16 protein-coding genes and 1 CRISPR repeat array are annotated in these 23,005 nt (G+C 54.7%); of the genes, 12 read left to right on the forward strand and 4 right to left on the reverse strand.

The genetic code is table 11. The features are described 5' to 3' along the window. The first annotated feature begins 37 nt into the window (after positions 1–37). The 4 genes from BMX66_RS09215 to BMX66_RS09230 all read left to right on the forward strand — a co-directional run bounded on the left by BMX66_RS09215 (position 38) and on the right by BMX66_RS09230 (position 6,155). Complete coding sequence (locus BMX66_RS09215; RefSeq protein WP_255398885.1) at positions 38–1,954, forward strand: CoA transferase; 1,917 nt, start codon at positions 38–40, stop codon at positions 1,952–1,954. Then, a complete protein-coding gene (locus tag BMX66_RS09220) occupies positions 1,951–3,615 on the forward strand; it encodes a class I adenylate-forming enzyme family protein (RefSeq protein WP_090881408.1) in 1,665 nt (554 codons plus the stop codon). The genes BMX66_RS09215 and BMX66_RS09220 overlap by 4 nt, the downstream gene beginning before the upstream one ends. Beyond that, positions 3,615–4,829 carry an acyl-CoA dehydrogenase family protein gene (locus BMX66_RS09225; protein WP_090881411.1) on the forward strand — a complete coding sequence of 405 codons (1,215 nt, stop codon included), beginning with the start codon at positions 3,615–3,617 and terminating at the stop codon, positions 4,827–4,829. The genes BMX66_RS09220 and BMX66_RS09225 overlap by 1 nt, the downstream gene beginning before the upstream one ends. A gap of 66 nt (positions 4,830–4,895) precedes the next feature. Beyond that, a complete protein-coding gene (locus BMX66_RS09230; protein ID WP_090881414.1) occupies positions 4,896–6,155 on the forward strand; it encodes an MFS transporter in 1,260 nt (419 codons plus the stop codon). Here the strand turns inward: BMX66_RS09230 and BMX66_RS09235 are convergent. Continuing rightward, positions 6,078–6,899 (reverse strand): alpha/beta fold hydrolase, encoded by an 822-nt coding sequence (locus BMX66_RS09235; protein ID WP_090881417.1) that lies wholly within the window; start codon positions 6,897–6,899, stop codon positions 6,078–6,080. The genes BMX66_RS09230 and BMX66_RS09235 overlap by 78 nt on opposite strands. A 203-nt stretch (positions 6,900–7,102) precedes the next feature. Between BMX66_RS09235 and BMX66_RS09240 the strand changes: the two genes are divergently transcribed. The 6 genes from BMX66_RS09240 (at position 7,103) to BMX66_RS09265 (ending at position 14,737) form a co-directional block, all read left to right on the forward strand. Then, complete coding sequence (locus BMX66_RS09240) at positions 7,103–8,500, forward strand: alginate export family protein (RefSeq protein ID WP_255398886.1); 1,398 nt, start codon at positions 7,103–7,105, stop codon at positions 8,498–8,500. Positions 8,501–8,553: 53 nt separating this feature from the next. After that, entirely contained in the window at positions 8,554–9,702 is a 1,149-nt protein-coding gene (locus tag BMX66_RS09245; protein ID WP_177168767.1) for a glucuronyl hydrolase, read from the forward strand. Between the two features lie 59 nt (positions 9,703–9,761). After that, complete coding sequence (locus tag BMX66_RS09250) at positions 9,762–11,099, forward strand: amidohydrolase family protein (protein WP_090881423.1); 1,338 nt, start codon at positions 9,762–9,764, stop codon at positions 11,097–11,099. A 125-nt stretch (positions 11,100–11,224) separates the two neighbouring features. After that, positions 11,225–11,533 carry a c-type cytochrome gene (locus BMX66_RS09255; protein WP_090881426.1) on the forward strand — a complete coding sequence of 103 codons (309 nt, stop codon included), beginning with the start codon at positions 11,225–11,227 and terminating at the stop codon, positions 11,531–11,533. Between the two features lie 116 nt (positions 11,534–11,649). Next, complete coding sequence (locus BMX66_RS09260) at positions 11,650–12,216, forward strand: DUF1499 domain-containing protein (RefSeq protein ID WP_255398887.1); 567 nt, start codon at positions 11,650–11,652, stop codon at positions 12,214–12,216. 109 nt (positions 12,217–12,325) lie between these two features. Beyond that, positions 12,326–14,737 carry a penicillin acylase family protein gene (locus tag BMX66_RS09265; protein ID WP_090881429.1) on the forward strand — a complete coding sequence of 804 codons (2,412 nt, stop codon included), beginning with the start codon at positions 12,326–12,328 and terminating at the stop codon, positions 14,735–14,737. Between the two features lie 33 nt (positions 14,738–14,770). Here the strand turns inward: BMX66_RS09265 and BMX66_RS09270 are convergent, their stop codons facing one another. Further along, entirely contained in the window at positions 14,771–15,289 is a 519-nt protein-coding gene (locus BMX66_RS09270; protein ID WP_090881685.1) for a macro domain-containing protein, read from the reverse strand. A 392-nt stretch (positions 15,290–15,681) separates the two neighbouring features. Here BMX66_RS09270 and BMX66_RS09275 point away from each other — a divergent pair, with 392 nt between their 5' ends. Both BMX66_RS09275 and BMX66_RS09280 read left to right on the forward strand, forming a co-directional pair. Beyond that, positions 15,682–16,686 (forward strand): FHA domain-containing protein, encoded by a 1,005-nt coding sequence (locus BMX66_RS09275; RefSeq protein WP_090881432.1) that lies wholly within the window; start codon positions 15,682–15,684, stop codon positions 16,684–16,686. Between the two features lie 333 nt (positions 16,687–17,019). Continuing rightward, positions 17,020–18,279 (forward strand): PQQ-dependent sugar dehydrogenase, encoded by a 1,260-nt coding sequence (locus BMX66_RS09280; RefSeq protein ID WP_090881435.1) that lies wholly within the window; start codon positions 17,020–17,022, stop codon positions 18,277–18,279. Between the two features lie 91 nt (positions 18,280–18,370). Then, positions 18,371–21,498: a CRISPR direct-repeat array (repeat unit 37 nt; unit sequence GTTTCAATCCTCGCCCGGCGGTTTGGCCGGGCGCTAC). A gap of 179 nt (positions 21,499–21,677) precedes the next feature. Here BMX66_RS09280 and cas2 read toward each other — a convergent pair. Further along, the gene (gene cas2, locus BMX66_RS09285) at positions 21,678–21,968 is read right to left on the reverse strand and encodes a CRISPR-associated endonuclease Cas2 (protein ID WP_090881438.1); all 291 of its coding nucleotides are present in this window, start codon (positions 21,966–21,968) and stop codon (positions 21,678–21,680) included. Between the two features lie 2 nt (positions 21,969–21,970). Continuing rightward, positions 21,971–23,005: a type I-C CRISPR-associated endonuclease Cas1c gene (gene cas1c, locus BMX66_RS09290; RefSeq protein ID WP_090881441.1), complete on the reverse strand. Its 1,035-nt coding sequence runs from the start codon at positions 23,003–23,005 to the stop codon at positions 21,971–21,973.

The raw sequence follows: 23,005 nt of genomic DNA on the forward strand, positions 1-23,005 counted from the left end.
ACCAACCAAACTTAACCCTTCCCCATAGATAAGAAATATGCGTATGAATCGTGCATTGGCAGGTTGTGCAATAACGGGTCCATTAAAAAATTCAGTCCCCGATTTTGACGCCATCGCCTCCTCGCTTCTTTATCAGACTACGGCATTGGGTATGAAAACCGAGGCGCATGAGGATTGCTCAGGCAACGGGGCGCTTTCTTTTGAATTCAGGACGCCCCATACCACACCGGTGGTATGCGAGGTAACCCCATGGGACGATATCTCGGGACAAGCATCGGTGACGGAAAACGTAATGCAGGCGGCATGCGGGTTGATGTCGGTGCATGGCCGGGCAGACGGTAAATCCCGGCCTTTGGGATTGAACTACGTTTCGACCTTGACTGCCGCGCTGGCGCTTCAGGGTGGAGTTGCCGCTTCGATTGGTCAACTGCGGGGTCTTTCAGTGTCGAACAGCACTGTTTCAATGGCATCGGCAGCCCTGTTAAGCGTGGGACAGTATATTGCGGGGGCAACGGCTTCGGAATCTCCTGAAACACCTGAGACCCTGTTCCCCGACCCTATCTCACGTTCCGCTTGCCTTCCTTTTGTTTCATTGGACGGCGTCATCTTTGAACTCGAAACACTCGATGCCGGACCCTGGCAAAAATTCTGGGCCGAGATCGGCATAAGTTCAGCGGGGGCTGGAAAGGGATGGAAAGCTTTTTTGCTGAGATATGCCAAAGCTATATCCCCTCTGCCCGCTGAATTACCTGGCGCAATATCAAGATTGACTTATCACCGCATTTCACAAATATGCGCCAGAACCGGCATCGCTATTTGTCCAATCCGTTCCATTGATGACCGAGCCCAAGACGATGACAGCAGGCACGTGTGGCGGCAAGGTCCATGGGAGTTTTTGTTCGAGTCGAATCGCAGCGGTAGAGGGTCAAGCCGTGCGACAGGTGATCTGCCGTTAAGCGGACTCACCGTTGTCGAATCGTGCCGGCGGATTCAGGGTCCTCTTGCCGGGCACCTGCTCTCACTTCTGGGTGCGGAGGTCATCCGGATAGAACCCCCCGGCGGGGATCCTCTGCGAGGCATGCCTCCGATGGCCGAGGGTTGTTCCGCACGCTTCGATGCACTGAACCGGTATAAGGCGGTTCGGGAAATCGATATCAAATCGTCAGCGGGACAAGCGGAAATCAAGGAACTGGCGGAACATGCCGATGTGTTTCTGCACAACTGGGCGCCAGGCAAAGCCGTGCTGCTAAATCTTGACCACGAAGCGCTGACCGCGATAAATCCTTCCCTGGTTTATGCCTACGCCGGTGGCTGGGCAACCGACAGTGCGGCGCACGTCTCATCGAGTTCAATGCCGGGCACGGATTTCATGGCTCAGGCCTATTCCGGCGTTGCTAAAAAGATTGCCGAGGCCTCTGGTATTCGCGGGTCCCTATTTACGGTACTTGATGTGCTTGGAGGCGTCGTTGCCGCACAAGGGATCACTATCGCGCTGCTCAACCGATGCATGAATAACGTGGGTGCGAAGGTCACTTCATCACTGATGAGTTCGGCAACCCTTTTGTGCGCGGATGATTTCCGGAACATATACAACCTGCCAAGCCCTGGTTCAAAAACCTCAACAAGCGAAACCTCAACAAGCCTCATCAGCACTATCTATGTCACGAAGCAGGGAAAGATTGCGGTCGAATGCCCCGACTTTAAAACCTCGTTGCGGCTATCCGAAGCGCTTGATGCCGCTATCGAGGTTGAAGAAGAAGGCTTCCCGCATAGCTTGAGCGATTTATTCCTGTCAAGAACGGCGGATGAATGGGCCAGAATTTTTGAACAGGCGCAAATTCCGGCAGCGGTTGTTGTTGAAGACCTCTCCGATTTGCAAACCATCGCGTACCTGCAACCAAACCTGAGTCCTGGCCCTTATACCAAGGTTAATTCTCCGTGGAGATTTAAATGAATCATTCCGGAATCATAGACATCGTTCCTGCCGAGATTCGCAGACAGTGGTCCCAGAAAGGACTATATCCGGATAAATCCCTGTACGAGTTGTTTTGCGGACATGTGCGGCAACATCCCGATAGTCCCGCGGTTGCATCACTTGACCAGACCATCACTTACAGGGGGCTATTGGACAAGGTTCATCGCCTGGCTGCCAGCCTCAGGAAATTGGGAATTGTTCCCGGAGATGTCGTTGCGTACCAGCTTCCCAACGGTTGGCATAGCTGTGCAATCGATCTCGCGGCTGCCGCGCTCGGCGCGATCGTGGCGCCCTTTCCACCCGGACGCGGCCGCCTCGATATTCAGTCTTTACTGAAACGGTGTGATGCTCGCGTGATTATTGTCGAGCGGGAGCACGCAAAGACCGATCTATGCGAGCTTATTGAAACAATACGGCCCACTTTGCTTTCATTGCGTGTCCTCATTGTTGACGGAAAAGCCGAAAAAGGCTGGCACGCACTGAACGACCTATTTCAAGCCGAGCCAATTGAATCAAGTCAGTTACCAAAAGTCTGCCCGGATTCACCCGTTCGCTTCCTGATCTCATCCGGAACAGAGTCTGAGCCAAAATGGGTTGCCTATTCCCACAACGCACTGGCTGGCGGCAGAGGGCGTTTTCTGCAACAAATACATCCTGATGGAAAGACTTTTCGGGGTCTTTACCTAATGCCGCTTGGCACAGCCTTTGGGTCAACTGCGGCATTCGGTGTTCTGTCATGGCTTGGCGGATTGCTTATCGTCCTGCGGCACTTTGACGTTGCAGCGGCCATTCAAACAATAGAGGAGTTGAAGCCTACTCACATCCTCGGCGTACCCACCATGTTTCAACGCATCGCCGCGGACCCGGCGTTAGCGAAAACCGACACTTCCAGCCTGATCGCCATCATCAGCGGCGGAGCGAAAATCGACGAAGCCTCGATTCGCCGATGCACCGAGGCATTCGGATGTGGATTTATCGGCTTATATGGTTCTGCGGATGGGGTTAATTGCCATACCGCGCTTGATGATGATGCGGAAACCATTTCCCGGAAGGCAGGCCGGCCTAATCCGGATATTTGTTGTATCCGGATAGTGGATGACCAGAAGCGGGAAGTACCTCAAGGTTGCGTCGGTGAAATAACCGCCAGGGGTCCGCTGAGCCCAATGCAGTATGTCAATGCGCCAGACCTCGATGCGCTATATCGTGATAAAGATGGATGGGTCTATACAGGAGACCTCGGTCTAATCGATGATGAGGGGCATCTGGTGCTGTCCGGGCGAAAGAAAGACATCATTATCCGGGGTGGCGTCAATATCAGCCCTGCCCAAATAGAAAGTATTGCTGTTTCCCATCCCGCGGTCGTCAGTGCCGCCTGTGTACCGGTTGCCGATCCGGATCTGGGTCACCGGGTTTGCCTCTGCCTGGCGTTGCGGAACGGAGTTGAACTTCCTTCGCTATCCCAATTTACCGACTATCTGCGTCAACAGGGCCTGGAGACAAACAAGCTCCCTGAATACTTACGCTATTACCGGCAATTGCCGCTCAGCCCGGCGGGAAAAATCGATAAAAAACGATTGACTGCGGAGATAGAGTTTACGCAATCGATGGCTGAGCCAGTTCTCGCCCAGCAGGCCCATTAATGCTGCGCATCAATAGAAAATCAGCGCATACGAAGCTAGCCATTTCACTTTCCCGTGAGGTGAGAAAATTTGTTGATGAAATGATCATTCCAAATGAGCCGCGGCTGGATGGGAATGGAGGTGAAGGTAGAGATTCATCATTTCGGCTGCAATCGGAACTAACCGAAAAAGCGCGATCCGCCGGACTATGGGGTTTGTTTTATCCTCTTTCTCACGGTGGAAAAATAGCTTCCCTTGAAGATTACCTGATTGTTGCTGAACAGGAAGGGCGTTCGGAATTTTCGCCCGCGATTTTCGGCAGCCACTCCGCACTGGATGCGCATATGCTCCTCAAATTCGGCGGTGATGAAATCCGCAAAAACTTTCTGGATCCCATGGTGGCTGGGAAAGCGGTTCCGAGTTATGGCATGACAGAACCGGGACATGGCGGTTCGTTCCCTGCCTTGATAACCACATCCGCCCATTTGTCGGACGGAAGCTGGACCATAAACGGAAGAAAATGGTTTGTTGGCAATGCGGACCAGGCGACTTTTGTCACCGTCCTGGCGCGTACTGCTGGGAAAGGTAGTGTCTCCGGCAAGGCCCTGTCCATGATTCTGGTTCCGTCTGATACACCCGGATTCAAGATTGAACGTCGAATCACCATGATGGGACGCTCTCTCGGCCAGGGCGAAATTTCTTTCAATGGCGTGCAAGTGCCTGAGCACAACCTTCTTGGCTCCCCTGGTAGTGGCATTGATCTAATGGGTCAACGGCTCGGCATTGGCCGATTGCTTCGCTCAATGAACTGGGTAGGATTGGCACAGCGATGTTTCGATCTAATGGGCGCCCGGATTAATTCCGAGCGCGGCCTATCCGCCCGGTTATCCGAGAAACAACTGGTGCGCCAGCACGTCGTCAATGCATATCAAGCGATTGCAAGTGCGCGGGAATTGATCCGGGTAGCTGCAAGAGGCATCGACGCCCGACGTCCAAGCGATGTCGAAATCAACGTCGCCAAAATAGCGGCGTCACAAGCGCTATGCACTGCTTCGGACTCGGCGGTGCAACTGTATGGGGCGGAAGGCATCAGCGATCTCACCCCGCTTTCGGGTATTTACAGGATAGCGCGCACCTCACGCATTCTGGATGGTACGGACGAGTCGCTTATCAGTTCGGTGGGGCGCCGACTCATCAATTTTTTTAAAGACGAGGATGTGTATTACTTTGCCTGATCCACTCTTTCTGAATCTTCCGCACTTGTTCGGTGAAATTCTGTCTCGATCCGGGAACGGACAAAGATGACGGCCAGCACCAAGACAACTATTGCAAGCATCTGGTTTCGGATTGTTCTGGTATTTGCCATGGCCTTACCCATGCTGGTTCTATATGCCATTAGCACGCTTGGGCCCTTGCTTGGCCGTGACCTGCATTTCAAGCCCGAGCTGCTGGGTTACCTGGTGATGAGCTCATTTGGCCTGGCGGCTGTTTTATCGCTCTGGGCAGGGGCTTTTGTAGATCGCATCGGTTCGCGTTATGCGTTAACGATACTTTTCTCCGCCATCGCGTTGGCTTTTGCGCTGATCGCAACGGTTGAAAATTATTATGGTTTAGTCGCAGCCACTACCATCTGCGGAATCGCCCAGGCGCTCGCCAACCCGGTCACAAATCTACTGATCGCGCAGCAGGTTCCGCCGGAGAAGAAAGCAGCAGTTGTCGGACTCAAGCAATCAGGCGTTCAGTTCGCCGCTCTTTTCGCAGGTCTGATACTTCCCGGTATCGCATCTCAATATGGCTGGCATACGGCGTTCTGGGTCATTGTTCCGGTAGCAATACTATTCGGACTAACAACGCATTTCGTCACACCCAGGCAACACAGCGGAAGTGGCAGGGGCTTCGGGATTTCGCTTCCGAATTCGCTGTTGCTGCGGTTGATGGGCATCCAGTTTTGCGTCGGCATATCTCTCTCTGCTTTCGTCACCTTCTTGCCGACCTTTGCCATCCGACAAGGCATGCCGCTACCGCTGGCCGGTACCTTAATCGCTGTTTTCGGGGTAATGGGAATGCTATCCCGGATCGTGTTGACGCCCATGGGAGCAAGACTCAAGGACGAGTCGCTACTTCTGCTTTTCCTTATTGTTATAGCGGCTTGTGCAATGGCAGTGACGATGCAGGCAAGCCCGGACGCCCACTGGCGGTTGTGGGTGGGGGCCGTGGGCATGGGGCTTACCGCGGTGGGCACCAACGCAATAGCGATGAGCATGTTGATAAGAGAACCGGGATTTGGTCCGGTGACTACTGCGTCCGGCTTTGTTTCGGTTGCTTTCTTCGGCGGCTTCGCACTGGGCCCCCCGCTTTACGGGGCATTATCGGATTATTCCCGTGGCTTGCTGCTTGGCTGGAGTGTGCTGATCGGTGTGCTTTTATGCGCCTGCCTGATGGCGCTGGCGCTGGCCTGCGCTCGCCGGCGTCGGGCGCAGGCGTTAGCGATGGCTGCTGGTCCCCTCCAGCGCGCGACCGCTGTGAATGTTCAAGAACGCTACAACTTCATGAACAAATAATTCAGGTGCGGTTCTCATCGCGCTGTGTTGTTGTCCCTGAAGCATTTTGGCCTCGCTGCCCGGCAGGACCTGGTGAAGTGCCTCGGCAATATGATGACGGCGCGACGGACTCTCGCTGCCAAGGAGGAGCAAGGTAGGGATTCGGAGGGAACTGAACCGGGCAGGCTGGAAAACATAGCGGTCGATACTCTGCAATTCACGAAGAATCGTGTGAGCTGCAGCTATCCGTCCCGGCCAGTTTGAGCCAGCTTGCATGGCGGCGATCTCATGGGGTGGCGTTTTGACCACGTCGCGGAAAAAAAGCAGCAGAGCTTCTTCCCGGTTTCCGGCTTCCAGCAGAGCTTGCAGGCGTGCACCGAGTTCCACAGACCAGCCGCTGCCAGTCAACGAAATGGATGGCTCATAGAGGATGAGCCGATGAATGTTTGGAGTCAGCAATGCGGCTTCCAGGGCGCAGAGTCCTCCGAAAGAATGTCCCAGGACATTCACGGCGCCGCCGATAGCATCGGTAACCGCGGCGATATCTTCGCACTCGCGTTCGAGCGCATAAACGTCGGCATCGCCGCTGTCGCCGCGTCCCCGTCGATCGATGGTCCAGACGCTGAAGTGACGTTCAAGTGCGGCCAATGACGATGACCATGCAAAGTGATCGCCGGAGGCGCCGTGCACGAGTAACAAGGGTTCGCCTGCGCCGCTGCGCCAGCACGCGATTGACACCCCATTCCTGGAGGAGATTATTTCCATGATTTTTCCGGTTCCTGATTTTTTGCAGCAAAGAACAAATTGATAAACATTGGTAAGTGAAAGACTCCAAGCTCGTGCGTGTAAAGAGGCAAGTCGATTATCGAAAACGATCGAGGCTGTTAATCAGGCTGTTGATTCTCTGGATATTGATCGGAATCTCTTTACGAATCAATGTAGTATGGGCAATTGACGGAATCAGACCGGTGGGTCAGATCAATGAATACCTGCGCATGACCGGCGAGCTTTATGGCGGCTACGAGGCGTGGAATTACTTCCGGCCAGATCCGGCAATAAATAATAACAACGACTACGATCTATGGGCGGTGCGCACAAGGTTCGGTGCACTGCTCACTACCCCATATATTGATGGCTACGCACAAGCGCAATATGTTGGCTTATACGGTCTTCCCAATGATGCAGTCGCATCTCCCGGTGGTCCTTTAGGATTGGGTGGCGCTTATTTCAGGGCGAACCGGTCCACCAATGCCAGCAATATTTTTCTGAAACAGGCTTATCTTGACTTCAAGTTCAACGCCATGGGATTGCCGGGCGCATTCCTGAGGATCGGTCGATTCGAGTTTATGGACGGCATGGAATACAAAACCGGAATTGCCAAGTTCGATGGTCTCAAAAGAGCACGCATCGCGCAACGTCTCATGGCGTCCAATGTCGTCCATGTGGGGCGAAGCTTCGATGGTTTTACCGCCTCTTATGATCGGCCCGGTTTCAATATCACGGCAACCGGCGTACGTCCAACCCAAGGTGGATTTACCGTTCAGGGGCAAAATGAAATCAGCGACATCAACCTGTTTTATGCCGCGCTGACCAGCAAGAAGGACGTGTTGTTGCCAGGAACCGAAGGCCGGCTCTTCTATGTGAATTACGATGACAAGCGTAACGCACAGGTGGTGGACAACCGCCCTGTCGCCGCTCGACCCAGACTTGATAGTCAGAATCTGAATCTTCACACCGTAGGCGCTCACCTGCTGACGCTTCAGCAACTCGACTCGGGCAGCATCGACGCTTTATTGTGGGGAGCCTATCAGTTTGGCAACTGGACCAACCAGGACCACCGGGCCTGGGCGATAGCTGCCGAGGCAGGTTATCAATGGACCGGCGTTGCCTTCAAGCCGTGGTTGCGCGCGCTCTATTTTCTAAGTTCGGGCGACGACAACGCAACAGACGGCAGGCATAAAACCTACTTTACGGTGCTTCCCAGCGGGCGCGCGTATGCCAAGCTTCCATTCTACAATCTGATGAATATGCAGGATGCATCTCTCCAGATGATCGTCTCGCCCACCCCAAAGACCAGGGTAACCATTGACCTGCATCATCTGTCGCTCAGCAATTCAAAGGACCTGTTCTATGCCGGCTTGGGTCCCACGCTTGCCTCTGGAGCATTCGGCTATTCGGGGCGGCCTTCCCATGGCAAAAGCGACGTGGGCCAACTGGTGGACATCAGTTTCACGCATACGCTCACCAAGCGATTGTCATGGAGGTTCTATTATGGGCATGCGTTCGGCGGCAGCATCGTCCAGGATGTCTATCAGGGCAAAAAGGACGCCGATATGGTCTACATAGACTTCAATCTGGTTTTTTGAGAGATGGCGTTATGCATATATCGGAAAAAGAGTTATATGGAATTGATGAACGAATGATGAGCCCACTGCTGAGTCCGCTGCCGAGTCCGCTGCTGACTCATGAAGAAATGATGAGCGCAATTAGCTTGATGACTCACCGCATGGATGCTATTGATTCAAGCTGCGCGGATGCCTTCCCTCTTTATTCGCCTGAAAGCACCGATCGCTGGGTTACTTCATCTGGAGGTTCCTGGATTGGCGGATTCTGGAGCGGTTGCTGGTGGCTGCGATCACGAGTAACAGGATCAGCATTGGATCAACGCAAAGCCTCTGATATCTGTCAGCGCCTCTCCCAAAAGATAAATAGCGATTCCATAAACCGAAGCCTGATTTTCTGGTATGGCGCAGCTCCAGGCGATCTCTGGTTTGGCGACGCAAATGCACGCGAGCTTGCAGAAGAATCCATTGCCGCAATTGCAGCTTCCTATGATCCGGAAATGAATTGCATTCCTCTCGGTACCGGCATGGGTGGCGGAAAAGAAGGAAATCAACTCGTTACGATAGACACGCTTGCTCCCTTGATCCAGCTACTTAATGGGAGTGAGCATGGCATCTATCATCAAATCTCGCGTTGTCATGCGGACACCATAATAGCTGCATGCCATACCGATAGCGGCGCTTATCACGCAACTGCATACTTTGAGCAAGGGGGCTTTCGAACCGCTGGCCGAGCCGGCATCTGGTCTCGCGGTCAAGCCTGGGCCATGCTGGGGCTGAGCCGGGCGGCGGCGCAATGGGGGGAACCTTACCTGGCCTATGCGAGATCAGCTTGCGAATACTGGAGACGTTCACGTCCTTCACGTGCAAATTCCTTTCCACCAAATCGACTGGACGATCCTTCAGGGCCTTCCGATCCTTCATCCTCCGCGATTGCGGCTCTGGCATTCCTCTCCCTGGCTGACCTGGCGCCTGATGGAACGCAGTGGTGCATTTATGCCCATCAACAGGTTACCGCGATCGTTCGAAGCCAATACTTCACCGGGTTTCCAGAAAATAGCGATGATAAAAAGAATAGAGACGGGACCGCTTCGGGAATATTCTGGGGCTGCCATTACAAAACCAGCCACGATAAAGATGAACTGGTCGAGTCGGCATGGGGCAGTCTTTTCCTCATGGCGGCGCTCTGTGTTCTCATTGGCGCCATCAAGCCCAATGACTTTTAAAAATATTGATTATGCATTAGCCGCAAGATTCTGAAACGCCTGTAAATCAAGGAAACAAAATGATGAAAAGCACACGCTTTGGATTGATCAAACGTATCACGCCCTGCTTGTTTTTAATCCTGACTGCACTGCCCTCCTCCCCATCCGCGGCTCAGCCAGCCATGCATGACGCTGTTCTTCTGCATGCCGCAAGGGTTTTCGACGGCAATAACATGAGAACGGATACTTCCGTCTTGGTGATAAATGGGCGGGTAGCACAAATCGGCACGCGTGAGTCATTCAAATCCAGCGATGCTAACGTCATCGATTTGGGCGATGCGACCATACTGCCCGGCTTTATCGAATTGCATGCTCATCTCGCGTTTCAAAATATCCCGGCGGACACCGTGCTGAAACATGGAATCACGACAATCCGCGATGTGGGCGGACCCATACACAAGCCATATGGCGGAGACGGAAGCCTGCGTGTACTTACCTCCGGACCGATTATTACGGCGCCTGGCGGTTATCCCATTTCAATCATGGGACATACAAATGTCGCAACCGCGGTCGCCACCGAAGAAGAAGCGCGAACAACAGTTCGCAACCTCATCAATGAAGGTGCGGTCGTGATCAAGATCGCGCTGGAGCCCGGTGGTGAAGCAGGCGCCCCATGGTCGTCCAGTCATGGTCATGGTCACAATCATGGTAACAGTCACAATCATGGTCACGGCCATGGTCATCATGATCAACCAGATGCAGCACATGATGCAGCACAGGCGAATACCCATCACAAGCCAGCCAGCAGCGCCTCCCCCGCGAAACAACCGTGGCCGTTATTGCCGGAAAAAATTGTAAAGGCGATTGTGGATGAGGCTCATAACAATAAACGCAAAGTGACAGCGCACGTTGCCGAGGTACAGGGCGCCCAAATCGCCGTCAATGCGGGTGTCGATGAATGGGCTCACGTTCCCTGTGACGTGATTCCCGAGCCGTTGTTAAAAAAGGCAGTGGCGCAGAACGTAAAAATAGTCACTACGCTCGATACCTTATCCAAATGTTCGGGTGTGGTTCACAATGCTCGTACCTGGTCGGCACTAGGGGGCGAATTTTTATATGGCGCTGAAATTGCGCATCCGGACATTCCCCACGGAATTGACGCACAGGAGCTAATCTACATGATGCAAATGGGCAGAATGGAATTGATCGACGTCTTGCGTGCAGCGACATCGAAAGCGGGTGAACATCTGAATTTTTCCCTTCTGGGCACCATTCAACGGGGCGCCCCTGCCGATATTATTGCCGTGAGGGGCGATCCCGCTCATAACCTGAAAATCCTGGAATACCCCGATCTGGTTATTTCAGGCGGCAAAATCGTATTGAATAATTTTAAAAACCAATTACCGGTTTCACCCTGAACATATGAAATCTCAGCGCCGTGCCAGTGCTATAAGTACCTTTATTACCGGATAGAACGATATAATGCCCACCCTTGGCAGTTTAAAATGATGGAATTTCCATCCTGTAAAATCGGAGTGCAAAAATGAAGAAAATGGCTTTGTTGTTGACGGTTTCCGCATTGGTGAGCCTGGCAGGCTGCGCAAAAACCGATAATTACACCCCGCAGGAAAATGCCAGCGGAGAAGATATCTTTTATGCAAACTGCACAAAATGCCACAAGCCGGAATCGGCTGGCAGCGTGATGACAATAGATGCCAAGATGGCAAACAAGGATGCCATCATTCAGAAGGTTCAGAAAGGAAGCATGGGGATGACAGCCTTTCCCAATATTAAGGGTGAGCCGGCTCAACGCCTGGCGGAATTCGTTCTGGCAAACAGTAAAACCAAGTAGTTTGCCCCGTAGCTTGCAGTCGGAAAGCGTTATTGGAGAAGGATGATTCAGCAAAATCCGCTAGAATCGACGATGTAGGAGGAGGATGAGAGCTCTAAGCCGAGTGATGTCGAATCATGACTACGTTGCCAGTGCGGGAGCAGATCCATGCCCATCCATCCTCTATCACGTCATTCTGCCAGCGAGGTACTGATGTGTTCATAGTCAAATGGGCGCTTGTCGTCATTGCCCTTGTCGCCATTGCCGGGTTGGTTGCCGGTCAACTCGGACTCCTCAAGGGAACACCGCCTGCCGATCTCGGCGTGCGCGACGGGAAGCTCAAGCCTCCGTCGCAAACACCCAACAGCGTATCCAGCCAGGCCTCGCTCTACCCCGATCATCCGCAGCGCGCTTACGCGGACATAGCGCCTCTGCCTTTGAAAGGTGACCCCGACGCCACGCTCGACCGCATTGCCGGCATTATCGAAGCCATGGACGGCGCGAATATAGTCAAAAGGGAACCAGGCTACATTTACGCGCAGTTCACCACCCGCCTCATGAAGTATGTGGATGATGCCGAGTTCTGGTTTGATCCAGATGCGAATGTCATTCAAGTCCGATCGGCATCTCGCCTCGGAAAGTCGGATCTCGGCGTGAACCGCGAGCGCATCGAGTTCATTCGGCAAAAGCTCAGCTCTTCTTGAGCTTGCTGGCCGACAGCTCGCGGATTTCTCACGCGCCTTGCTCATCGTTAAGGCACCTTGATAAATCCTCCATGACGCGCGTTGCCCGTGTTTCCCCATACCCGTTTTCATGACTGCTGCGCTCCGCCCGATCTACCGTTTTCTGCTCGCATTTCTTATCCTGACGGTACTGCTAGCGGGCAGCAGCGGCTGGCTCATGCTGCGCGGCAGCCTGCCGCAATATGACGGGACGGTTAGCGTAACCGGCCTGTCTGCACCGGTCTCTGTGGAACGCGATGCTCTTGGCAGCGCGACACTCCGCGCGCAGAATCGCCATGATCTGGCGTGGGCGCTCGGTTACGTCCATGCACAGGAACGCTTCTTCGAAATGGACTTGATGCGGCGAAAAGCAGCGGGCGAACTGGCCGAATTGTTCGGGGCAGCCGCTTTGCCGGTCGACCGCGAGGCGCGGAAACACCGCATGCGCGCACGCGCATCGGCAACACTGGCGAATCTGCCGGCCGAACAACGGCAAATGCTCGACGTATATCGAGATGGGGTAAATCAGGGCCTGGATGCGCTTATGACGCGTCCGTTCCCATATCTGCTGACACGAATGCAGCCCGTTGCATGGCGCAGCGAGGACAGCATACTGGTTGTGCAAGCGATGTATTTCACGCTGAATGAGGCGAGCGATCTGCGCGAACTGGACTTCTCCATGATGCGCTCGGCACTCCCGGAAGCTGCCTACCGTTTTCTCACCTTCAGCGGCGGCGCCTGGGACGCCCCGCTCATCGGCACAGCGTTTCAATGGCCGGAACCTCCTTCCGCCGACGAACTCGACCTGCGCAAGCTCGACCCCGGCATCATGCCGCGCATCGATGAGCGCAGCGCCGATGAGCCCGTTGATGACTTTCCCGGCAGTAACAGCTTCGCAGTCTCCGGCCAACTGGCCGGAGGCGCCGCACTGATCGCCAACGACATACATCTGGAATTGCGTGTACCGAATATATGGTTCCGCACACGCCTGATCTATCCCAATTCACGCCATACCGGACAAATGAATGACGTCATCGGCGCCAGCCTGCCGGGCACACCCGCAATCGCCGTCGGCTCCAATCGCCAGATCGCCTGGAGCTTTACAAACAGTTATGGCGATTTCATCGACTGGGCAAGAATCACGCCAGACCCTGCTGATGCTTTGCGCTACCGAAGCGCGACCGGGTGGAAATCCATTGCCGTTCACCGTGAAGTCTTGCATGTGCGCTATGCGCCGGATGAGATACTTGAAGTGTACGAGACCGAGTGGGGTCCAATCCTGGCTGCCGACCACGATGGCGCGCCACTCGCGCTGGCCTGGACCGCGCACCGGCTCGACGCGGTAAACATGGAGCTCACTCAGCTTGATGAGGCGGAAACGGTAGACGAGGCAATTGTAATTGCACAAAATGCCGGGATTCCGGCGCAAAACTTTATCGTTGGCGACCGGAAAGGCAAGATTGCCTGGACCATCGCCGGCCGAATTCCAGCGCGAACGGGCAACTACGATCCAACACTCCCTGCGGATTGGAGCGCACCGGATACGGGATGGAACGGCTGGCTCCTACCTATGCAGTATCCGCTTATTGTTGATCCGCCAGGGCAGCGTCTTTGGACCGCGAATGCGCGTACTGTTGACGGCATCATGCTCGACAGGCTGGGTGACGGCGGATACGATCTTGGCGCGCGCGCAAAGCAGATCCGCGACGACTTATACGACCGCGAGCACTTCTCACCTGGCGATATGCTGGCAATTCAGCTTGATGATCGCGCATTGTTCCTGACACGCTGGCGGCAACTTCTCGAACTGACACTGAACCAGGCGGAAGCAGCGCCATGGCGCGCCGAGATGCAGCTAGCGCTTCGAGATTGGGATGGGCATGCATCTACGGAATCAGTTGCCTACCGCCTGGTACGCGCTTTCCGCCAGGAGGTTATCCATAGGGTACTCGACGGTTTTGAAGCAGCGGTCCGCCAAAACGATCCCGATTTTGCGCTCCCGACGTTAACCCAGGCCGAACAGGCAGTATGGACATTGATCGAGCGTCGCCCCCAGCACCTGTTGCTGCCGGTTTATAGCGACTGGGAAGATTTGCTCGGCAGATGCGCGAAACATGTGGCTGAGCATATGCAAAGCCGGCCGGGCGGTATCGCCGCTCGTACCTGGGGTGAACGCAATACGGCAAGCATCCGCCATCCGCTCAGCCGGGCTCTGCCGGCGTTTGCCGAGAGCTGGCTGGATATGCCAAAGGATGCGCTGCCGGGCGACAGCAAGATGCCGCGCGTGCAATCACCTCGCTTTGGCGCCTCGAATCGTTCGGCGGTCGCACCGGGCAGTGAAGAGCATGGCTATTTCGAAATGCCCGGCGGACAGAGCGGACACCCGCTCTCACCTTATTATGGCAGCGGGCACGGCGATTGGGTCGAGGGCAAACCGACGCCGTTCCTTCCTGGCCCGCCCGAGCAGACGTTGTACTTGCGTCCGCTCACGAAAACCCGGTAGTTGTTGCGTGTTGCAAAGTCACACTGAGCCCCACTATTTCTTTTGAGTTCCGCCGCGAATGCTCAGCCCCGGTTCGTTCGCCTGGCGTCCTTTTTCGTAATGCGTATAAACGTAGACAGGCAATTCCAACTCACCGAGATGATGCTTGATCAGTGGCTCTACCACTTGCCAATCCAGCCCGCCTGCACCCGTGGCGATGCGCGGCAGTGCGACATTGGCAAACCTTCCGCTTTCCAACAGATGCCGCAGTTCGCGCAGCGCGCGATCGACATACTCAGTCCTGGCGCGCCCCGGCCTGCTCTCACTGTTTTTTGGAGCTTCATTGGTGAGAAGGCTGACGACACGCTTGCTCATCGCGCCTGACCATACCCACGCTTCGCCGGATTTGGGCTGCCCGGTGTGGCAGAAGTGGCGAAAATCCTTCACAAGAGCTGGCCATTGCTGACGCAGACTCAAGGCCAGACCTTGGTCGAAATGGTCATGGGGAGCAACCGCATGGACGATAACCTGAGCATGGCTCAACAGGATATCGCCCCTTACCTCATGGATCATGTAGCCTCCGGCAATAGGCATAAGGGAACGAGCATGTACTCCAGTATAGCAACCTGATTTTTATTTACAGGAGACACCACGCTCGCGTATTTTTTCCCGCAGCGTTATGGACGGTGCTCGGGCAATACCTGATTTGCTTCCAATCAGATGTGCTTCAAAAAGCTCAAGATGATGTTTTACTTTGGGTGACTGCTATGAGCAGGAATATAGCAAATATAGCGCTACCCCAATCGGCACCATGCGGCTACTGGCTATAAGTGCATACGGGCAAGAGTTCTATTGAAGTGTGCGCACGCAAATACCTTGATTACCCGAATCGATAAACTATATTTCAATTTGTCAGATAGGAAATCTGCTGCTTTAGTTCTTATCCATTAATTTACGGCCGCAACATGGGACACGTGCACATCAAGCACTTGAGCGGTTCAAAAGCAGGACTGATTGAACAATTCATTCTTGATAATCCCGAGGGACTGTGCATTGGAAGAGGTTCCAAAGCCAACGTCAAATACGACAACGATGGTTCGGTAAGCCGGTTGCACGCAAGGATTGTGTGTGACGCCGATCCGAAACACGGGTATCGCATCACCGATCTCGGCAGCACAAACGGGACGTATGTCAACGACAAGCAACTTACGTCCGGCATCAGTCTCGTTTCTGGCGATCGCGTTCGACTCGGACTTCATGGCCCCGAGTTCCAGTTCGAAGTCGATTCAGAACCCCAGCCGCCTCAGTTTGTACCCCCTATAGCTTCTGAACAGAGACCTATACGCGGGACTGTCATTGCCGGGGCCAAAGAACTCGTGGATGAGTTTTTTGTTTTGGGCGAGAAAAAAAACTTCATCGCCCTATTCTTCAAAATCCTGCCATCGCCGACGAATGAAACGATGCGGATCGTAAACAAGGAAGTAAACGTTAGTCCATTCCGCTTTATGGAGTTCGGTTATGCGGTGCTTGCGATTACAAAATTGTCGGAGCCGTTACTGGAAGGAGAGCCGAACCTCGCTGACGAGGTCATTGACACGTTGCTGATGCTGGTCTTTTTTCTGGTTTTTACTACTGTGCAATACAAGATATTGAGGGATGTTTCTCACGCTAATAGAACTTTCCATAGTTACCTTGCCATGTGTGCAATCATAGGGGGAATGGCGTGGTTATTACTGGGTTTGGCGCAGGTCGTGGCTCAGGTATCGCAAATTTTCGGCGGCCTCCTTATGATTGGTGCGTCTATCTATTCATTTACTCATAACCTTAGAACTTCCAAGCGCTTTTGGAACATGTCTTATGGACGAGTCTTTCTTTATAGCTTTCTGTCGGCTATTGCTGGCTCTATCGTACTTCTGGTTTTGGCAGCGCTGCTGGGTATCACGCTGGACGCCTTTTTCGGAATTGACTGAATGCCGACCGAATGTAATACGGCAAATTGGAAACTTTCGTGATCAATAATTCGGACAACAAGACAGGTATTGTCGCCATTTTCCGCTTGCAAATACAGCGACAGTAGCACCGATTTCGAGTGAAGGTGGGCATCGTTATAGAGGGCAAAAACGCGTTTTGCAATATCGCATCAAGGGCCTCGACGGCGCTGATAGTCTCGTTTTCACGCACGCCTCCATAAATTATCGTTCCCGGTTTGACAACCCGATTTGTGTTATCTATATAAATAAGAACCGCGGTTCTTTTTTGCGGCGCCTGGTTGTACCCACTACAACTCGTTCCGAGGAGCTATCATGATAACCAAATCATTTTCTGCCTTGTTCGCCGTGGTTTTTACCGCTACCGCTTGGGTACAACCCGCTTTCGGGCAACAGTTGCAAACCCAGATCGTCGCAACCGGCCTTGACCGGCCCTTGTTCGCCACCGCACCCGCCGGAGATTCGCGACTGTTCATTGTTGAGCAGGGCGGCTTGATCAAGGTACTCCAAAATGGGGCGGTGCTGCCAACCCCGTTCCTGGATTTATCCGACTCGGTCAATACCGAGGGCGAGCGTGGCCTGCTCGGGATGGCATTTGATCCAAATTTTGCTTCCAACCACCGCTTTTATGTCGATTATATCGATAAGACTACCCTCAATACGGTAGTCGCTACGTATCAGGTGGGCACGGCTCAACCAAACGTAGCAGATGCCACAAGCGCCCAAACTATACTCACTGTCGCGCAACCCGAGTTCAACAATCACAAGGCCGGGTGGATCGGTTTTCGCCCCGGCGAAGCAAATAACCTCTACATCGCCACCGGCGACGGCGGGTTCCGCAATGATCCCGGAAATCGCGCGCAAAATCTTTCCGAGAATCTCGGCAAGATTCTGCGCGTCGACGTGTCTACCGATCGTTCGCCTGGTGACCCTACCCAATACGGTTATGCGATACCGGAGGGAAATGTTGCCGGCGGCAACCCTGAAATCTACGCTTATGGGCTGCGCAATCCGTTCCGCGACAGTTTCGACCGCGAAACCGGCACCTTCTATATCGGGGATGTCGGGCAAAACGCACGCGAAGAGATCAACATTGGCGTCGCTGGCGGCAATTATGGGTGGCGCAAGTTTGAAGGCACACGGTTGAATTTTCCTGACGACCCCGAGATTCCAAATCACACACCACCCATTCATGAATATAGCCATACTGACGAAGGCGGCTCGGTCATCGGCGGCTATGTCTATCGTGGATCAGAGATCGAAGGGCTGGAAGGTACTTATTTCTTCGCCGACTTCGTGAACGACAAGGTGATGTCCTTCGATCCCGCAGACCCCAACACGACACTCGCCGACCGCACTGCGGAACTGCTGTCCCCAACCGGCATTTCCGGTGGGATTACCTCGTTCGGCGAAGATGCTGCCGGTAACCTGTACCTGGTAAGTATCAACGGCCAAGTGGGGATGATCGCCGCCATACCGGAACCGGAGAGCTACGCCATGATGCTGGCGGGAATGCTTCTGGTTGGGCTATGGGTCAGGCGGAGAGAAAAAGCGGACGCGTCTGTGCTCGTGTAAAATTTGGATACGCCGAGTTACGGCTGGTGGTCGTACAGTTAATCATCGCCTGGCTACAGTTTTTTATCCGCTCATCAACACCTACTAACAAATTTCAATCCTCGCCCGGCGGTTTGGCCGGGCGCTACCAGCCTCATGCAGCGTGTTACCTTTTGTTGTGGGGTTTCAATCCTCGCCCGGCGGTTTGGCCGGGCGCTACCGAGCCGAACAGGTTACCCATCCCTACAATAGCGGGTTTCAATCCTCGCCCGGCGGTTTGGCCGGGCGCTACTGGAGATATTCCGCGCAAATCCCGGCCAACTTTCCGTTTCAATCCTCGCCCGGCGGTTTGGCCGGGCGCTACCCTTTTACTTGGACGTACCATGGGCAGCGATACAGTTTCAATCCTCGCCCGGCGGTTTGGCCGGGCGCTACCTAATCGCGGACTTATTTCCTCCAGCGCGCAACTGTTTCAATCCTCGCCCGGCGGTTTGGCCGGGCGCTACCGAAGGATATCGAGCTGCATGGCCTTGGCCACCGTGTTTCAATCCTCGCCCGGCGGTTTGGCCGGGCGCTACTATGAGATATCAAGGTAGGCAACTCCCTTGCGCGGTTTCAATCCTCGCCCGGCGGTTTGGCCGGGCGTACCCGGTTCATGCCGCCATACGTAAATATGGTGTTGAGTTTCAATCCTCGCCCGGCGGTTTGGCCGGGCGCTACCGCAAGGAGAGCGTAGTGATTTTTTACGTTTTTATGTTTCAATCCTCGCCCGGCGGTTTGGCCGGGCGCTACGCATCTACGACCACGGGGAATGTTGCTCTTTTGCGGTTTCAATCCTCGCCCGGCGGTTTGGCCGGGCGCTACCGCATGGAGTTTATCGAGGCCGTGAGCACGTTTATTGTTTCAATCCTCGCCCGGCGGTTTGGCCGGGCGCTACTCCGTTCCTGCTCGAACACAAACAAGCTCAACTAGTTTCAATCCTCGCCCGGCGGTTTGGCCGGGCGCTACAACGCGAATCGCGCGAGCACATAGCGGTTATCGCTGTTTCAATCCTCGCCCGGCGGTTTGGCCGGGCGCTACGCCGGGACCGGGAGAACAACTGCTACGGACTTGTGTTTCAATCCTCGCCCGGCGGTTTGGCCGGGCGCTACGTTGCGCCAGTCGATACGGCGGCAAGTCCCGTTTGTTTCAATCCTCGCCCGGCGGTTTGGCCGGGCGCTACATAACGCGGATATGGAACCGGCTAAAAATTGTATGTTTCAATCCTCGCCCGGCGGTTTGGCCGGGCGCTACCTACGATTTGACCCGTCGGGGTGACGCGTTTAATCTTGTTTCAATCCTCGCCCGGCGGTTTGGCCGGGCGCTACGCGCGGGCTTCCGTATAGGCCAATTGGCTGATAAGAGTTTCAATCCTCGCCCGGCGGTTTGGCCGGGCGCTACCCCATCATCCCCTTGGGCAAGGGCGATCCGGCGAAGTTTCAATCCTCGCCCGGCGGTTTGGCCGGGCGCTACGTGCCGGACACAGGACGCACTCCGAACGTGTCTGTGTTTCAATCCTCGCCCGGCGGTTTGGCCGGGCGCTACTGCGCTTCCTCGAAATCGCACTCGACAATAAGTCTGTTTCAATCCTCGCCCGGCGGTTTGGCCGGGCGCTACATCTGATGACATCTCCGACATGTGGCGCATTGGGGGTTTCAATCCTCGCCCGGCGGTTTGGCCGGGCGCTACCACGGGTTGGCGTCCCAGCTGCCTTCACCGTTGATGTTTCAATCCTCGCCCGGCGGTTTGGCCGGGCGCTACGCCGGAAAGGTTTGCTACCTTTGCCCATGCTGTTGCGTTTCAATCCTCGCCCGGCGGTTTGGCCGGGCGCTACATCGTCATACTCAACATGCCCGTGCACCGCAACAGTTTCAATCCTCGCCCGGCGGTTTGGCCGGGCGCTACTTCCGCGAGCCTTGAGTGCTTTCCTGCCCAATACTGTTTCAATCCTCGCCCGGCGGTTTGGCCGGGCGCTACGGCGTGCCGGGTGTTGAAGTTTTGCTACGCGGCAAGTTTCAATCCTCGCCCGGCGGTTTGGCCGGGCGCTACGCTTCCGGTTACGGTGATGGTGTTGCCGCTGCGAGTTTCAATCCTCGCCCGGCGGTTTGGCCGGGCGCTACCTCAAAGAAATAGTCGTACCAGTCGCTTATGCCGGTTTCAATCCTCGCCCGGCGGTTTGGCCGGGCGCTACCGCTGGCGTAACCCGCGCATGGGTATATCCGCAGGTTTCAATCCTCGCCCGGCGGTTTGGCCGGGCGCTACGTAATCATTTCCAACACAACGCCACATACCACATCGTTTCAATCCTCGCCCGGCGGTTTGGCCGGGCGCTACTGTAACCGTGCCAGCCACAGCCGGACTGATGGATGTTTCAATCCTCGCCCGGCGGTTTGGCCGGGCGCTACATGCCCGATCTCTGTTATCCATCCAGCCGAGTAGGGCGTTTCAATCCTCGCCCGGCGGTTTGGCCGGGCGCTACGCCGGGTTTGACCTTGACCACGTCAGTCACATCCCCGTTTCAATCCTCGCCCGGCGGTTTGGCCGGGCGCTACATCCAGGCTGCCGAGCCTTTTTCGAGCAGCCAGACGTTTCAATCCTCGCCCGGCGGTTTGGCCGGGCGCTACACGAGCTGATTGGCTACGACTTCCAGGCCGAACTGTTTCAATCCTCGCCCGGCGGTTTGGCCGGGCGCTACGACCAGTCCCCGGTATACTTTCCCGCCAGATTTATTGTTTCAATCCTCGCCCGGCGGTTTGGCCGGGCGCTACTTTCTTCCGTAGCCACTCAACCTCATCCTCGAAGCGTTTCAATCCTCGCCCGGCGGTTTGGCCGGGCGCTACAATCTGACTCCTTGCCCTTGTCGCTGTATTTGTAAGTTTCAATCCTCGCCCGGCGGTTTGGCCGGGCGCTACCTGATCACCCCCTGAAACTCCCTGGCTGCATTGGCGTTTCAATCCTCGCCCGGCGGTTTGGCCGGGCGCTACCCAATAGCTTCGGCGGTGGGCTACTAGACTATACGGGTTTCAATCCTCGCCCGGCGGTTTGGCCGGGCGCTACGCTGGATAACGGATTGGAAAATGCCGCCCGATTTGGTTTCAATCCTCGCCCGGCGGTTTGGCCGGGCGCTACGCCAGGCTGGGCGGGAGAACAGCTTGTGCTTTGAGGTTTCAATCCTCGCCCGGCGGTTTGGCCGGGCGCTACAGTACAATTACAACACCTTCATGCAACAGAAAATTCTGTTGCGAATGCGCGAACCCTTTATCCCCAGCCGGAACAATCGAGGTGAAACATAGAATGTGAAGAGAATTGTTCATAATTGCCAAGCACTTGGATAAAGCGCGAATACCCCTGGTGTATTGCCATCGCTTGAGGTTCGCGCATCAAATGACCAGAGGTCCTTCAAAATCTACCGCTCTGAAGTTTCCATGCTCCTTCACATGCAGCTCCACTGGCTCGGTTAAGCGGTAGATACGGAGATTGTCCTCTTTCTGATCAATCTCTGCTAATAACCTGCGTTCCAATTCTTCGTACTGCATCAAGTTAACCCGGCATTCGAATACCGATTTCTGCACACGCTGTCCTGTTCCTTCGCATACCTTCGCCACCCGACGGAGCCTCTTTCGCCCTTCCCTTGTTTCGGTTGAAACATCGTAAGTTACGATAATGAGCATGGCTACCTCGCGAGAAAGGGTAGGTATCCGTCCATCTCGCCGCGGATGGTTCGTGCCATAAAGCGAGCCTGAAGCTGTGGCAATAAGCCGATTGATAGTTTCTTTTCCAGTAGTGGATGGGTAATTACCTCCTGCTTACGCTCCTGATATGCTACCACCACCGCCTTTCTAGCATCGCCTTCCAAATAAACCGCACCGCCTTCGCGTTCTTTGAGATCATGTAAGGTGATCTGACCACGATTAATCAAGGTCAAGGCTAGCCGGTCCGCTAGAATAGCGCGGAACTCTTCCATCAAATCCAATGCCAATGCCGCCCTTCCAGGACGCACGGCATGGAGAAAACCCAATTGAGGATCAAGTCCCACGCTTTCCAGCGCCGAACGGCAATCGTTCATCACCATCGAATAGAGGAACGATAATAGTGCATTGAAGCGATCACGTGGCGGGCGGCGCGATCGTCCATTCATTGTGAAAAATTCGCGTATGTTCCGCCGCACCAGGCGTGGTAACGCAGAGAAATAGATCTTTGCAGCATCCCCCTCCACTCCGCGTAACACATCAAGACTGCCTGTTATTGGCAGGTTACGAATCGAACGGGCCAAGGATTCCGCCGCCCCGCTTAGTATGTCTTGGTCTTCTGCATCATCCGCTTCACGCGCACCGCGCATCAGTACCTGGCGTGAATTCCGCAATTTTCCAGCAATCATCGCCTGCACTATTGCCAGCGCCAATTGCTCATCGGCAGCGACGCGATGTTGCGCCTGCCGCAACAGGATATTACCGCTCGCAGCCCCTTCCAGCCGTGCCTTGAAACGCCCATTATTATCGAGCAAGACGAGGCTGATGCCGTCATCCGCACAGCGATGCATCAAAGCGGGGGAAACCATAATATTGCCGAAGCAGACGACCGAACCAAGATGGTGCAGCGGTACCTGCATTTTCTTTTGACGCTCGACATCTATACGCAACGTATCATTTTCCAAATGTACGTAGGCTTGAGGTGTCATAACGTAAAGCGTATTAAGAACTTGATGCAT

It is taken from the genome of Nitrosovibrio sp. Nv6 (genome assembly GCF_900110495.1).
Taxonomy (GTDB): domain Bacteria; phylum Pseudomonadota; class Gammaproteobacteria; order Burkholderiales; family Nitrosomonadaceae; genus Nitrosospira.